General features: G+C 69.3%; 14 protein-coding genes. 10 read left to right on the top strand and 4 right to left on the bottom strand.

The window, feature by feature from the left end; genetic code table 11:
* The first annotated feature begins 2 nt into the window (after positions 1-2).
* A complete protein-coding gene (locus Q5H91_RS08865; RefSeq protein WP_305173029.1) occupies positions 3-1,040 on the top strand; it encodes an SMP-30/gluconolactonase/LRE family protein in 1,038 nt (345 codons plus the stop codon).
* Between the two features lie 48 nt (positions 1,041-1,088).
* On the opposite strand, the gene Q5H91_RS08860 is transcribed toward Q5H91_RS08865, so the two are convergent.
* Together Q5H91_RS08860 and Q5H91_RS08855 are read right to left on the bottom strand one after the other, a co-directional pair.
* Positions 1,089-1,562: a cupin domain-containing protein gene (locus Q5H91_RS08860; RefSeq protein WP_305173028.1), complete on the bottom strand. Its 474-nt coding sequence runs from the start codon at positions 1,560-1,562 to the stop codon at positions 1,089-1,091.
* Positions 1,559-2,665, bottom strand: a complete 1,107-nt coding sequence (locus tag Q5H91_RS08855) for a Gfo/Idh/MocA family protein (RefSeq protein WP_305173027.1) — start codon at positions 2,663-2,665, stop codon at positions 1,559-1,561. Before Q5H91_RS08855 ends, Q5H91_RS08860 begins: the two co-directional genes overlap by 4 nt.
* Positions 2,666-2,825: 160 nt before the next feature.
* On the opposite strand from Q5H91_RS08855, the gene Q5H91_RS08850 reads away from it, so the two are divergent.
* Positions 2,826-4,892, top strand: coding sequence for a TonB-dependent receptor (locus Q5H91_RS08850; RefSeq protein ID WP_370655253.1), 2,067 nt, complete (start codon positions 2,826-2,828; stop codon positions 4,890-4,892).
* A 1-nt stretch (position 4,893) separates the two neighbouring features.
* Here Q5H91_RS08850 and Q5H91_RS08845 read toward each other — a convergent pair whose 3' ends face one another.
* Positions 4,894-6,228, bottom strand: a complete 1,335-nt coding sequence (locus Q5H91_RS08845; RefSeq protein WP_305173026.1) for an MFS transporter — start codon at positions 6,226-6,228, stop codon at positions 4,894-4,896.
* 89 nt (positions 6,229-6,317) lie between these two features.
* Between Q5H91_RS08845 and cyoA the strand changes: the two genes are divergently transcribed.
* The 7 genes from cyoA to Q5H91_RS08810 are packed head-to-tail and all read left to right on the top strand — an operon-like array spanning position 6,318 to position 12,890.
* The gene (gene cyoA / locus Q5H91_RS08840; protein ID WP_305173025.1) at positions 6,318-7,388 is read left to right on the top strand and encodes a ubiquinol oxidase subunit II; all 1,071 of its coding nucleotides are present in this window, start codon (positions 6,318-6,320) and stop codon (positions 7,386-7,388) included.
* A gap of 15 nt (positions 7,389-7,403) precedes the next feature.
* On the top strand, positions 7,404-9,395 hold the full coding sequence (gene cyoB, locus Q5H91_RS08835; protein ID WP_305173024.1) for a cytochrome o ubiquinol oxidase subunit I: 1,992 nt from the start codon (positions 7,404-7,406) through the stop codon (positions 9,393-9,395).
* A gap of 1 nt (position 9,396) precedes the next feature.
* Entirely contained in the window at positions 9,397-10,011 is a 615-nt protein-coding gene (cyoC, locus tag Q5H91_RS08830; protein ID WP_305173023.1) for a cytochrome o ubiquinol oxidase subunit III, read from the top strand.
* Positions 10,008-10,349 (top strand): cytochrome o ubiquinol oxidase subunit IV, encoded by a 342-nt coding sequence (gene cyoD / locus Q5H91_RS08825; protein ID WP_305173022.1) that lies wholly within the window; start codon positions 10,008-10,010, stop codon positions 10,347-10,349. The genes cyoC and cyoD overlap by 4 nt, the downstream gene beginning before the upstream one ends.
* Positions 10,346-11,038, top strand: coding sequence for an SURF1 family protein (locus tag Q5H91_RS08820; RefSeq protein ID WP_305173021.1), 693 nt, complete (start codon positions 10,346-10,348; stop codon positions 11,036-11,038). Before cyoD ends, Q5H91_RS08820 begins: the two co-directional genes overlap by 4 nt.
* Positions 11,035-12,363: an ATP-binding protein gene (locus tag Q5H91_RS08815; RefSeq protein ID WP_305173020.1), complete on the top strand. Its 1,329-nt coding sequence runs from the start codon at positions 11,035-11,037 to the stop codon at positions 12,361-12,363. The genes Q5H91_RS08820 and Q5H91_RS08815 overlap by 4 nt, the downstream gene beginning before the upstream one ends.
* Positions 12,360-12,890: a response regulator transcription factor gene (locus Q5H91_RS08810; RefSeq protein ID WP_305173019.1), complete on the top strand. Its 531-nt coding sequence runs from the start codon at positions 12,360-12,362 to the stop codon at positions 12,888-12,890. Before Q5H91_RS08815 ends, Q5H91_RS08810 begins: the two co-directional genes overlap by 4 nt.
* 86 nt (positions 12,891-12,976) lie before the next feature.
* Here Q5H91_RS08810 and Q5H91_RS08805 read toward each other — a convergent pair whose 3' ends face one another.
* Positions 12,977-13,411 carry a hypothetical protein gene (locus Q5H91_RS08805; protein ID WP_305173018.1) on the bottom strand — a complete coding sequence of 145 codons (435 nt, stop codon included), beginning with the start codon at positions 13,409-13,411 and terminating at the stop codon, positions 12,977-12,979.
* 312 nt (positions 13,412-13,723) lie between these two features.
* Between Q5H91_RS08805 and Q5H91_RS08800 the strand changes: the two genes are divergently transcribed.
* Positions 13,724-14,509 (top strand): enoyl-CoA hydratase-related protein, encoded by a 786-nt coding sequence (locus Q5H91_RS08800; RefSeq protein WP_305173017.1) that lies wholly within the window; start codon positions 13,724-13,726, stop codon positions 14,507-14,509.
* Positions 14,510-14,539: the final 30 nt, after the last annotated feature.

The raw sequence follows: 14,539 nt of genomic DNA, 5'->3' as shown, positions 1-14,539 counted from the left end.
CGATGGACCCGCGGCAGATGACAGGCTTCGCGCCCGACCGGCGGCGGGTGATCGGGGCGGGGCTGGCGCTGCTCGCCACTCCCGCCTGGGCCGCGGAGGCGCCGGTCGCGCGGGTCCGGCGGCTGTCGCCTAAGCTCGACCGCATGGTCGCGCCCGACGCGGCGATCGAGACGGTGGCGACCGGCATCCGCTGGGCGGAAGGGCCGTTATGGGTGGAGCGGGGCGGCTATCTGCTGTTCACCGATCCGCCCGCCAACGTCATCCGCCGCTGGCAGCCGGGCCGGGGCGCGGCGAGTGTCTTCCTGTCCCCCTCCGGCCTGCCCGATCCCGATCCGAAGCTGGTGCGCGAGGCGGGAGCGAACGGCCTGGCGCTGGCGCGAGACGGCGCGCTGCTGATCGCCAACAGCGGCGGACGCAGCATCGACCGGGTCGACTTGGTCACGGGCAGGCGCACGGTGCTGGTTGACCGCTATCGCGGACAGCCGTTCAACAGCCCCAACGACCTCCACGTCGCGCGCGATGGCACGATCTGGTTCACCGATCCGCCGTACGGCCTGGTCGACGACGACCGCTCGCCGCTGAAGAAGCAGCCGCACAACGGCGTCTATCGCTGGCGCCAGGGGACGGAGCCGGTGCTGATCGACGGCACGCTGACCCGCCCCAACGGCGTTGCGCTCTCCCCCGACGAGCGGCGGCTCTATGTGTCCGTATCGGACGACAAGGCGCCGCGGATCATGGTCTATGACCTGGACGCCAGGGGTATGCCGACGGACTCGCGGGTGCTGCTCGATGCCGCATCGTCGCACGCCGCGGGGGCGCCCGGCCTGCCCGACGGGATGAAGGTGGCGCGCGATGGGACGCTGGTCTGCTCCGCGCCCGGTGGCATCCTGTTCCTGTCGCCCGAGGGCGAGACGCTGGGCATGATCGAGAACGGGCAGGCCATGGCCAACTGCGCCTTTGGCCAGGGCGGGCGTTCGCTCTTCATTGCGGCCTCCGACCGCGTCCTGCGCGTGCCGCTGCGGGCGGGTTGGCAGGGGTAGGGTAGAGCGGTCATAGCCCCTCCTCGTGACGGGAGGGAGAGGGATCGGTCACCCGCCCCGCCGGGGCAGCTTCATGCCCAGCAGCACCAGCTTGCCGCCGGTAATGCCGAACCAGTGCGGCACGCCGGCGGGCACCAGCAGCACGTCGCCCGGCCCCAGCGTGCGCGTCGTGCCGCCGTCGATGCGGCTGCCCTCGACCAGGCCGGGCTGGGTGGTCTTCGCATCCGCCATCGTGCCGCCGGACACCAGCGTTCCCGCGCCCTCGATCACGATCGCATATTCCGCCTCGTCGGGATGGACGGCGGGGCGACCGGGGGCTTTCCAGTATTCCAGCGCGGCGACCGTCTCGCCGTCCCTGACCAGCGGGCGATAGAGGAAGCCGCGACCGTCGCGCATCGTCTCCGCCATCTCGGCGACGATCCGGCGGACCTCGGTGCCGCTCGCCATGTCGGCGGGGGCGGTCGGCGCGGCGGCGACCGGAGCGGCCAGCACAGCAAGCAGCGGGGCAAGCCGGCGCATCATGCCCGCCCGTCCAGGCGGATCGTCCGCCCCTCGCGCGCGGAACGGTAGATCGCCTCGACGATCCGCATGTCGCGCAATCCCTCCTCGCCCGACACGATCGGCTCGTGTCCGGTGGCAGCGCAGCGTGCCATGTGGTCGAGCTGGCCGACGAACTGGTTGCGCGCGGATGCGCGGGGCGGGGTGATCGCCTTCTCGCGGCCGTCCTCGCCGACCCACATCCGGTTGCCGTTATAGCGGGTCGCCGGCTCCAGCTCGATCCGGCCCTTGTCGCCCATCAGCAGGATGCGGTTCTGGTTGGCGCTGTACATCGACTGGCACCCGCCGAGCGCGCCGGAGGGAAATTCCAGCGTCCAGTCGATCATGTCCTCCACCTCGGTGAAGCGCGGGTCGCGGCGGTCGGTGGATTCGCGCGCAGTCACCGCCACCGGTTCCTCGCCGGTCATGTAGCGCGCCGCCTGCAGGCTGTAGACGCCCATGTCCATCAGTGACCCGCCACCTGCCAGCGCGCGCTTCAGTCGCCACGCGTCGGGGCTGCGCTGGACGAAGCCATGTTCGCTGCGGACATAGCGGATCTTGCCGGCCGCTCCGGTGCGCGCCAGCCGCATCGCCTCGAGGTTATACGGCTCGAAATGGCAGCGATAGCCGATCATCAGCTTGCGGTTCGCCGTCTTGCACGCCGCGATCATCGCCTCGCACTCGGCGACCGACACCGCCATCGGCTTCTCGCACAGCACATGCTTGCCCGCCTTCGCGGCGCGGATCGTGTACTCGGCGTGCATCGCATTGGGCAGGCAGACATAGACGATGTCGACGTCCGGATTGTCGCGGATGCGGTCGAAATCGGCGTAGGAATAGACCGAGCGCGCGGGCAGGCCATGCTCCGCCGCTACCCGCTTCGCCTTGGCGGGATCGCCGCTCACCACCGCGGCCAGCCGGCTGTGGGCGCAGTTGCGGAACTGCGGAATGATGACGCCGAGGCCGTAGTAACCAAGCCCGATGATCGCATAGCCCAGCTTGCGCGGCGACGCGGCCAGCGTGGGCGCGGCCATGCCCACCGTCAGCGCCGCGGCCGACAGCAGCAGGTCGCGTCGTTCGATCTCCATCGCCCTCGTCCTCGTCCTTCGCACTGAGTTTCGGTCGGATCGTACAGGCGGGGATCGGGCGAATACAATCGCCTCATGGTCCTACATCGGCGTCGGGCTTTCGTACGACATGCACCACAAGCATCTGGCGTTCGGTGGCTATTTCGGCTCTGGGCAGGGGATGCCGTCCCGCCGTTCCGCCACGCTCCTGCTCCTGGCAGGCACCACCGCCATGCCCGCCTTCGCCCAGACCGCGCCGGACGCGCCGGATATCGTGGTGGTGGGCAGCGGCCTCGCCGTCCGGCCGGGGGACAAGGCGTTCGACGTGGTCGCGATCGACCCGGCGCGCATCGCCGAGAATGCGAGCAACCGGCTGGAGAGCGTGCTGGCCGACGTCGCCGGGCTACAGCAGTTCCGCCGCTCCGACAGCCGCTCCGCCAACCCGACCAGCCAGGGCATCTCGCTGCGCGGCATCGGCGGCAACGCGTCGAGCCGCGCGCTGCTGGTGCTCGACGGTGTGCCGCAGGCGGACCCGTTCGGCGGCTGGGTGCCGTTTCCCGCCTATGCGACCGACCGGATCGGGCTGATCCGCGTGACCCGCGGCGGGGGCAGCGGCTATTTCGGACCCGGCGCACTGGCTGGCACCGTCGAGATCGAGAGCGCCGGCCCCGCCGGCCAGCCTGTCCTTGCCGCCGACATCGCCTATGGCAGCCGGAACTCGGTCGACGCGCAGGCATCGGGGATGCTGGAGAGCGGGCGCGGTTTCGCGACGGTGTCCGCCGCCTATGCGCGCGGCGACGGCTTCGTGCCGACCGTCGCCGCTTCGCGTGGAGCCGCCGACCGGCCCGCGCCCTATGAGCAGGCGTCCGCCGCGGTGCGCGGGGTGGTGCCGATCGGCGTCGATACCGAGTTGCAGGCCAATGTCTCCGCCTTCACCGACGCGCGGGAGCGGGGCACCGCCTTCACCGCCAACCGCAGCGAGGGTGCCGACGCCAGCGTCCGCCTCGTCGGGCGGGGCAGCTGGGGCTATTCGGCGCTCGCCTATCTCCAGACGCGGGCCTTCGCCTCGCAGTTCGCCAGCGTCGATGCGGGCCGTACTGCCGCGACCCGCACGCTCGACCAGTACAATACTCCCGCAACCGGCCTCGGCGCGCGGATCGAGCTGGTGCCGCCGGTCGGCACGGGCCGCGACCTGCGCATCGGCGCCGATCTCCGCCGGGTCGAGGGGCGCACGCAGGAGCTATACACTTACGTCGCCGGCCTGCCGACGCGGCGGCGGGTGGCGGGCGGCGCGGCGCTGACCGCGGGGCTGTTCGCCGATGCCAGTGTCGAGGCCGGCGACGTTACGCTGACCCTGGGTGGGCGGGTCGACCGCTGGCGCCTCTACGAGGGCAGCCTGCGCGAGCGGGTGCTGGCGACCGGTGCGAGCCTGACCGACACCGCCTATGCCGACCGGACCGGCACCGAGTGGACCGGCCGCGCCGGCGCCGCCTGGTCCCCCGTCACGCCGGTGACGCTGCGCGCCGCCGCCTATCGCGGCTGGCGCCTGCCGACTCTGAACGAGCTGTACCGCCCGTTCCGCGTCGGCGCCGACGCGACCGCCGCCAATGCCGCGCTGTCGCCCGAGCGACTGAGCGGGGTCGACGGCGGCGTCACCCTGACCCCCGTGCGGGGCGTCACGCTGGCGGCGACGCTGTTCTGGAACCGGCTGGCGGACGCCATCGCCAACGTCACCGCCGGGCGCGGCCCGGGCACGTTCGCGGGCGTCGGCTTCGTCGGCGCGGCGGGCGTGTACCGGGTGCGGCAGAACCTCGACGCGATCCGCTCGACCGGGCTGGAACTGGACGCGCGCTGGGCGCACGGGCCGCTATTCGCCCAGGCATCGTGGAGCCACACCGATCCGCGGGTCGAGGCGAGCGGCGCGGCGGCGGCGCTCGACGGCCTGCGCCCGGCGCAGACGCCGCGCGACCTGGTCTCGGCCACGATCGGCTGGCGCCGGCGCGGGGCGGCGGTGTCGACGACGCTGCGCCACGGCGCGCGCCAGTTCGAGGACGACCAGAATAGCCGCAGCCTAGCGCCCGCGACGACACTCGACGGCTATGTCGCGTTGCCCGTGACCCGGCGGGTAGCCGTGGAGTTCCGGGCGGAAAATGTCTTCGACACCCGGGTCGAGGCGGGGATCAGCGGCGCCGATGTCGTCGAGCGGGCGACGCCGCGCACGCTGTGGATTGGACTGCGCCTGCGCTGACTCAGGCCGCGCCGCGGCCCCAATCCTTGTTCAGCCCCAAGGCCGCCAGCGTGCAGGCGGCGCCCGACAGCAGGTACGCGCCGACCGCCCACAGCCCGAATTCGGTCGCCAGGAACAGCGCGACCAGCGGCGCGAAGCCGGCGCCGATCAGCCACGCCGAATTGGCGACGATCGCCGCGCCGGTGTAGCGATGCTGCGAGGGGAAGCGGTCGTTGACCAGCCCCGACGACTGGCCGAACGCCAGACCGAGCAGCGCGAAGCCGCCGATCATGTACACCGCCTCGCCCCAGCCGCCCGCGCCCAGCAGCTGCGGCGCGAAGCCCGAATAGGCGCCGATCAGCACCGCCGACACGCCCAGCACCGCGCGCCGCCCGACCCGGTCGGCGATCAGGCCGGAGGCGAGGATGGCGAGCACGCCGACGACCGCGCCGACCGCCTCGATCATCAGGAAGCGCGCCGGGTCCTCGCTCGCCGACAGCGTCACCCACGACAGCGGAAAGACGGTGACGAGGTGGAACATCGCGAAGCTGGCGAGCGGGGCAAAGGCGCCCAGCACGATCGTCCGCCACTCGACGAACAGGGTGGCGAAAGCGGGCGAGGGCTGAAGCTCGCGGCTCTCGAACAGCTGCGCGAACTCCGGCGTGGCGACCAGGCGGAGGCGGGCGAACAGCGCCACGACATTGATCGCCAGCACCACGAAGAAGGGATAACGCCAGCCCCAGGACAGGAAGTCGGCCGGGCTCAGCACCCCGAGCAGATAGGTGAACAGCGCCAGCGCCACGAGCAGGCCGAGCGGCGCGCCCAGCTGCGGGATCATCGCGTACCAGCCGCGCTTGTCCTTCGGCGCGTTGAGCGACAGGAGCGAGGGCAGCCCGTCCCATGCGCCGCCGAGCGCCATCCCCTGCGCGAAGCGGGCGAGGCCGAGCAGCACCGCCGACAGCGCGCCGATCTGCGAGTAGCCAGGCAGCAGCGAGATCGCCATGGTCGACCCGCCGAGCAGGAACAGCGCCAGCGTCAGCTTGACGCCGCGGCCATAGCGGCGGTCCAGCTCCATGAACAACAGCGTCCCGAACGGCCGCGCGACGAAGGCGAGCGCGAATACCGCAAAGGAATAGAGCGTGCCGGTAACCGCGTCGACATAAGGGAAGACGACGCGCGGAAACACCAGCACCGACGCGATCGCATAGACGAAGAAGTCGAAGAATTCCGAGGTGCGGCCGACGATGACGCCGATCGCGATCTCCCCCGGCGCGATGCGGTGCTCGCGCGCGTTGACGACACGCGCGTCGCGCTCGAGGGCGGTGGAGTTCGCGGGGGATGCGGTCGTGTCCGTCATGCCTTGTCCTCTAGCCGCTGATACGGGGATCAGAGGATTGGACAAAATGTCCAATGTAGCGCCTGCCGCCCGGCGCCTATCCGGCCGTCATGCGAACAGCCAAGCTTGCCCCGATGGCCCTGCTGCTCCTGCCTTTGCTGGCGGGATGTCAACATGCCGTCCTGAATCCCGCCGGCGACGTGGCGTTGCAGCAACGCAACCTGATCTATGCGTCGACCGCACTGATGCTGCTCATCATCGTGCCCGTCATGATGCTGATCGTGCTGTTCGCGTGGCGCTATCGCAAGGGCAATAGACAGGCGACCTACGACCCGCACTTCGATCATTCGACCTCGCTGGAACTCGTGATCTGGTCCGCGCCGCTGCTCATCATCATCGCGCTGGGCGCGCTGACCTGGTCGAGCACCCACCTGCTCGATCCGTTCCGCCCGCTCGGCCGGGTCGCGGCGGGCAAGCCGCTGGACCCGAAGGACAAGCCGATGCGGGTGCAGGTCGTCGCGCTCGACTGGAAATGGCTGTTCATCTATCCCGATCTGGGCATCGCGACGGTCAACGAACTGGTCCTGCCGGTCGACCGGCAGGTGCGGTTCGACATCACCTCGACCAACATGATGAACAGCTTCTATGCGCCGACCCTGGCCGGCATGGTCTATGCGATGCCCGGCATGCGCAGCACGCTGCATGCCGTCCTGAACAAGCCCGGCGAGTATCAGGGGATGTCGGCCAACTATAGCGGCGCCGGCTTTTCCGACATGAAGTTCCGCCTGCGCGGCGTCAACGCCGCCGGCTTCGACCGCTGGGTCGGACAGGCGAGGGCGAGCGGCCGCACCCTGCCGACCGAGACGTTCCTGCGTCTGGAACGGCCGAGCGAGAAGGTGCCGCCGATGCGCTTCGCCGCGGTCCAGCCGGGGCTGTTCGACAAGGTCGTCGAGCGCTGCGTGCGGCCGGGCACGCCGTGCATGAGCGACACGATGATGCACGACCGCGGCATGATGCCCAAGGGCCGCGACGCCCCGCCGCCGACCGGTGAGCGGCCGGAGGGCGCGCTGTTCAAGGACAGCGACCAGATCGCGCCCGCGCCCAACGTCACCAAGCCGCGCCGCCCCGGCGCACCGGGATCGACCGATCCCGACAGCGCCCGCAACCGCGACATGTCCTGAGCCGCCGGAGCGATCATGACCGACCATCTGTTGAAGATCCTCTTCGGGCGGCTGAGCCTGGAGTCCTTTCCCGTCCACGAGCCGATCCTGCTCGGCACCTTCGCGGTCGTCGTGCTGCTCGGCCTGGGCATCGTCGGCGCGGTGACGAAGTACCGGCTGTGGGGCTGGCTGTGGCGCGAGTGGTTCACCTCCGTCGACCACAAGAAGATCGGGATCATGTACATGATCCTGGGGATCATCATGCTGCTGCGCGGCTTCGCCGATGCGGTGATGATGCGTCTGCAACAGGCGATCGCCTTCGGCGGCAGCGAAGGATATCTGAACGCGCACCACTACGATCAGATCTTCACCGCGCACGGCACGATCATGATCTTCTTCGTGGCGATTCCGCTGGTCGTCGGCCTCATCAACTATATCATGCCGCTCCAGATCGGCGCGCGCGACGTCGCGTTTCCGTATCTGAACAACCTCAGCTTCTGGCTGACCGTCGCGGGTGCGCTGCTGGTGATGGTGTCGCTGTTCGTCGGCGAGTTCAGCCGCGCCGGCTGGCTGAACTATGTGCCGGTCGCCAACCTCCAGAATTCGCCCGATACCGGTCCCGACTATTATCTGTGGGCGCTCCAGATCGCGGGTGTCGGCACGACCCTGTCGGCGATCAACATGGTGACGACCATCATCAAGATGCGCGCCCCCGGTATGACGATGATGAAGATGCCGGTGTTCTGCTGGACGGCGCTGTGCAGCAACGTGCTCGCGGTCGCGATCTTCCCGATCCTGACCGCGGCGTTCGCGCTGCTGATGCTCGACCGATACGTCGGCACCAACTTCTTCACCAACGATCTCGGCGGCAACCCGATGATGTACTGGAACCTGGTATGGATCTGGGGCCATCCGGAAGTCTATGTGCTGGTGCTGCCGGTGTTCGGCATCTTTTCGGAGATCACCTCGACCTTCTCGGGCAAGCGGCTGTTCGGCTATTCGTCGATGGTCTACGCGACCGTGGTCATCACCATCCTGTCGTTCCTGGTATGGCTGCACCATTTCTTCACCATGGGATCGGGTGCCAGCGTCAACAGCTTCTTCGGCATCGCGACCATGGTCATCTCGATCCCGACCGGCGCCAAGATCTTCAACTGGCTGTTCACGATGTATCGCGGTCAGATCCGGTTCGAGCTGCCGATGATGTGGGTCGTCGCCTTCCTGCTGACCTTTACCGTGGGCGGGATGACCGGCGTGCTGCTGGCGGTGCCGCCGGCCGACTTCGTGCTGCACAACTCGCTGTTCCTGGTCGCGCATTTCCACAACGTCATCATCGGCGGCGTGGTGTTCGGGCTGTTCGCGGGCATGACCTACTGGTTCCCCAAGGCGTTCGGCTTCCGCCTCGACCCGTTCTGGGGGAAGGTCAGCTTCTGGGGCTGGGTGGTCGGCTACTGGGTCGCGTGGACGCCGATCTACATCGTCGGGCTGATGGGGACGACCCGGCGCGTGCGCCACTTCGACGATCCCAGCCTGCAACCCTTCTTCATCGTTGCGATGATCGGCGTGCTCATCATCGCCATCGGCATCGCCGCCTTCCTGATCCAGATCGCGGTGAGCATCCGCAACCGCGAAGCCTTGCGCGACACCACCGGCGACCCCTGGCACGGCCGCACGCTGGAATGGGCGACGAGCAGCCCTCCGCCGGCGTACAACTTCGCCTTCACGCCCGTCATCCACGACCTGGATGCGTGGTACGACATGAAGGCGCGCGGGCACGAGCATCCGGCGGGCGGCTGGCGGCCGATCCACATGCCGCGCAACACCGGCGCGGGGGTGATCCTGTCGGGGCTGGCGCTGGCGCTGGGGTTCGCGATGGTGTGGTACATCTGGTGGCTGGCGGCGGTCAGTTTCGCCGGCATGATCGTCGTCATCATCGGCCACAGCTTCAACTACGACCGCGATTACCACATCCCGTCCGAGGAGGTCGCCGCCACCGAGCGCGCGCGCCTCGCGGCGGTGGGAGCCTGATATGTCCAGCCAAGCACCCAGCTTCTACCTGATCGACGAGGAGGAGCATCACCACGGGCCGGGGGCCAGCACGGCGCTCGGCTTCTGGATCTACCTGATGAGCGACGCGCTGATCTTCGCGACGCTGTTCGCGACGTACGGCGTGCTGAGCACCAGCTATGCCGGCGGACCGGCGCCGCACCAGATCTTCGAGCTGCCGCTGGTCGCAATCAATACGGGCATGCTGCTCCTGTCGTCGATCACCTTCGGCATGGCGGCGATCGAGACCGAGGCAGGACGGCTGCGCGCGACGCAAGGGTGGCTGGCGGTGACGGCGCTGTTCGGCGCGGCGTTCGTTGGGATCGAGCTGTACGAATTTGCCACGCTGATCGCCGAGGGGGCGACGCCGCAGCGCAGCGCCTTCCTGTCCGGCTTCTTCGCGCTGGTCGGCACGCACGGGCTGCACGTGTTGTGCGGGCTGGTGTGGATCGGCGTGACGTTGGTCCAGATCGGCCAGCGCGGGCTGACGCTGGACAACCGTCGCCGCATCATGTGCCTGGGCATGTTCTGGCACCTCCTGGACGTCGTCTGGATCGGCGTGTTCACCTTTGTCTATCTGCTGGGAGTGCTGCGATGAGCGACGGACATTCCGGAGCCGCGCCCCATGCCTCGCGCAAAGGCTATCTGATCGGTTTCGCGCTGTCGGTGGTGCTGACCGCGGTGCCGTTCTGGCTGGTGATGACCGGCGTGCTGGGCAGCGTGCAGGGGACGGCGGCGGCGATCGTCGCGCTCGCCTTCGTCCAGATCATGGTCCACACCCTATTCTTCCTGCACGTCAACGCGAAGTCGGAAGGGGGATGGGTGCTGCTGACGCTGATCTTCACCGCCGTGATCGTGGCGATCGTGGTCAGCGGATCGCTGTGGATCATGTACCACCTGAACAGCAACATGATGCCGATGACCGACATGCAATGAAGCGAGGCCCGTTCGCCGCCCTGTGCCTGCTGCTCGCCGCCGGTTTCGCCGCGCTCGGCGTCTGGCAGGTCGAGCGGCGGGCGTGGAAGCTGGCGCTGATCGACCGGGTGGAGGCACGGGTCCATGCCGCGCCCGGTGCGCTGCCGCCGCGGAGCGATTGGGGCAGCGACCTTGCGTATCGGCGAGTTCGCATGTCCGGCGTATTCTGCGGCCGCGAGACTCTGGTCCAGGCGGTCACGGCGATGGGGCCGGGATGGTGGGTGCTGACTCCGTTGCGCGGCATCGACGGGTCACCAACCGTGCTGGTCAACCGCGGCTTCGTGCCTGCGGATCGCCGCGATCCGGCGACGCGATCGGCCGGACAGCCGGCGGGACCGGTGACCGTTACCGGCCTTATCCGGACGAGCGAGCCGGGCGGCGCGTTCCTGCGGTCGAACGATCCGGCGGCGGATCGCTGGTACTCGCGCGACGTCGCGGCGATCGCGCGGGCGCGGGGATTGCAGGATGTGGCGCCGTTCTTCGTCGACGCCGATGCGACGCCGAACCCGGGCGGGTTGCCGGTTGGCGGACTGACCGTCATCCGCTTCAATAACAACCATCTCGTCTATGCGATTACCTGGTTCGGGCTGATGGCCCTGTCGCTGTTCGGGGCGTGGATGCTGATCGGGCGGAGAGGAGAGGCGGAATGATGGACGCGCCGCTGCTCGCGCTGACCCGCCCCCTGACCCGGCACGGCGTGTCCTCGCCGGACGGTCCTTCGCCCGAGGCGACGGCGGCGGACAATATGCGCCAGCTGGTGCAGCTGCGCTGGCTGGCGGTCGGTGGCCAGCTGGTGACGATCCTGCTCGTGCGGTTCGCGCTGGGCGTGCCGTTGCCGCTGGCGCCGATGCTGATCGCGGTCGCAGCGCTGGCGGTCGCGAACCTGGCCAGCCTGGCGCTGCTGCCGCGCCACCGGGTGACCAATGGCGAGATCATGGCGGCGCTGCTGGTCGACATGGGCGTGCTGACCGTCCAGCTGTACCTGAGCGGCGGGGCGGCCAACCCGTTCGTATCGCTCTACCTGTTGCAGGTGGTGCTGGGGGCGATCCTGCTCAGGCCGTGGTCCGCCTGGGTGCTGATCGCGGCGACCGGGCTCTGCTATGCCGGGCTGACCGTCAGGAGCCTGCCGCTGGTCTATCCGCGCGGACTGCTGGCCGATACCGCCGACCTCTACACGCTGGGCGCGTGGATCAGCTTCCTGCTGATCGCGACGCTGCTGGTGATGTTCATCGGGCGGATCACGCGCAACCTGCACGCGCGTGACCGCTACCTGTCCGACCTGCGCCAGCATGCCGCCGAGGAGGACGGGATCGTCCGCATGGGCCTGTTCGCGAGTGGCGCGGCGCACGAGCTGGGCACGCCGCTCGCCTCGCTGGCGGTGATCCTGAGCGACTGGCGACGGATGCCGCGGATCGCCGGCGATCCCGAGCTGGCGGGCGAGGTGCAGGAGATGCAGGGCGAGGTCGAGCGGTGCAAGCGCATCGTCTCCGACATCCTGCATTCCGCCGGCGAGCCGCGGGGCGAGGCGATGGAGAGCGTGCCGGCAGGGCCGTTCCTCGACACGATCGTCGCCGAGTGGCGGGCGACGCAGCCGGCAGTGCCGCTGGACTATACGCGCGATCTGGCCGGCGCGGCGCTGGTGGCGGGCGCGTCGCTGCGACAGGCGATCTGGAACCTGCTCGACAACGCGGCGGAGTTCTCGCCGGGCTGGGTGGAATTGCTCGCCGAGCGGCAGGATGGCGAGCTGGCGATCACGGTGCTCGACCGCGGGCGCGGGTTCGGCGAGGCGCAGCTGGCCGGGATTGGCAAGGCGTATCAGTCGAGCAAGGGCGCTGGGCACGGGCTGGGGCTGTTCCTGGCCAGCAACGTCGCGCGGCGGCTGGGCGGGCGGCTGGAGGCGTCGAACCGCGACGGCAGCGGCGCGGCGGTCAGCTTAATCCTGCCGCTGGTCACAGGGCGGGGAGAACGGGGATGACGGAGCGCCAGCTGCTGATCGTCGAGGACGACGCGACGTTCGCGCGGACGCTGCAACGCTCGTTCGAGCGGCGCGGCTACGTCGTGCGGGTAGCGAGCGGGCCGGGCGAGGTGGAGGCGCTGCTGGCGGACTTCGCGCCCAACTTCGCCGTAGTCGACCTGAAGCTGGGGACGGCGTCGGGCCTGACCTGCGTCGCGCGGCTGCATGCGCATGATCCGGACATGCTGATCGTGGTGCTGACCGGCTTCGCCAGCATCGGCACTGCGGTCGAGGCGATCAAGCTGGGTGCGTGCCACTATCTGGCCAAGCCATCGAACACCGACGATATCGAGGCCGCCTTCAGCCGCGCCGGGGGCGACGCGCAGGTGCCGATCGACGGGCGCACGACGTCGATCAAGACGCTGGAATGGGAGCATATCAACGAGATGCTGGCGGAGACCGGCTTCAACATTTCGGAAACCGCCCGCCGGCTGGGGATGCATCGGCGGACGCTGGCACGCAAGCTGGAGAAGCGGCCGGTGAAGTAAGAGGGGGCGGCCGACATTCACCGACCCGCGGCACTTGACCATCAGCCCGGCTCAAGACCGGGGCGACGTGAGAAAGGAGCTGTTGCTTACGCCCCGCCGACCGGCCTTGTGGCATAGTCGGGATAGACGGTGAGCTGGCGGACCAGCTCGAACTCGCGGATCAGGGCGTGCTTGACGCGGGTCGCCATGTCGAGCGTTGCGCGGCGGTAAGATGCAAGGACACCGTCACCCGCCTCGACGCCGGTGCAGTAGGCCTGGTAGTCGCGCGCCAACGCCTCGCAATCGGCCTTCAGCGCGGCGGCGGCGGGGGCATCGGCACCGCCGGCAGTGATGATCGGATCATAGACCTCGCAATGCTTGAACCGCTGATAGGCGGTCAGCGCATCGCCGATCCCGTTGCGGCTCGCGTCGAGGCGGTCGCCGGATGGCCTGCCACTGTCCTCCAGCAGCGATCCAGCCTCTTCGAGGCGGTCGAGGATCGCCGTCTGATGGTCGCGGAAAGCAGCGGCGATGGTAGGCATGACGGACGCGTTTCCTTTGACACTGATCCGCGGCGGACGGCGGCAGCGTGCCCTGCACCGGCCGGGTCGCCATGGACAGTCACGATCCAAGGCGGCATCGTCCGATTACGACACATTATATTAACCCGCGATAAAGGAAGGATTGTTCCGGATACGAGGCTGTGGCGGGCGTCATCGTCCCGATCGGCGCGATCATGGCGTCGCAACCCTGCTGCGTATTCGATGGCAGTAGCGCCGTTGCCGGCCGGAAGAGGCCCCCCTACAAGATCGCGGACGGCCGGCATTCGACCCGCCGGCAGGAGAGTGGCCCCCGTGACCTATTCCACCGTCAGGCTCGACATCGCCGACCGCGTCGCCACGCTGACGCTCGACCGACCCGACCGGATGAACGCGTTGACCTCCACGCTGTTCGCCGAGGCGACCGCCGCGATCGACCGGGCGGTGGCCGACGGCGCGCGGGCGCTGGTCATGACCGGGGCGGGTCGCGCGTTCTGCTCCGGCGCGGACCTGATCGGCGACGGCGGCGGACCGCAGCCGGGCCGTGACCTGGGCGAGTCGCTGGACCGCGACTACAACCCCTTCGTGCGCAAGATCGCCGGGCTCGACATTCCGGTGGTGACGGCGATCAACGGTCCGGCAGTGGGCGCGGGGCTGGGACTGGCGCTGCTCGGCGACATCATCGTCATGGCGCGATCGGCCTACGGGCTGCTCGCCTTCGTCAATATCGGGCTGGTGCCCGACGCAGGATCGACCTGGCTGGTGGCGCAGGCGGTCGGGCGGGCGCGGGCGCTGGAAATGGCGCTGCTCGGCGAGCGATTGTCGGCGGAGGCGGCGCTGGCGGCAGGGCTGGTAACCCGCATCGCCGAGGACGATGCCTGCCTGGCCGAGGCGCAGACGCTCGCCGCGCGGCTGGCGGCGGGGCCATCGGTGGCGGTGGCGCTGATCCGCAAGCAGGTCGCCGCCGCGCTGACCGCGTCGCTCGACGAGACGCTGGTGATCGAGCGCGAGAACCAGCGGGCGGCAGGGTGGACGCAGGACTTTGCAGAGGCAGTGCGGGCGTTCGGGGAAAAACGGGCGCCAGTGTTCAGGGGGGCGTGAGGGAACGCCGGGCTGGCACGATGCCACGAC

The sequence above is a fragment of the Sphingomonas aurea genome (assembly GCF_030678875.1).
In the GTDB taxonomy this organism is placed as follows: domain Bacteria; phylum Pseudomonadota; class Alphaproteobacteria; order Sphingomonadales; family Sphingomonadaceae; genus Sphingomonas; species Sphingomonas aurea.
The sequence above is the reverse complement of the archived record's forward strand: the minus strand, read 5'-3'. Positions and strand labels throughout refer to the sequence as shown.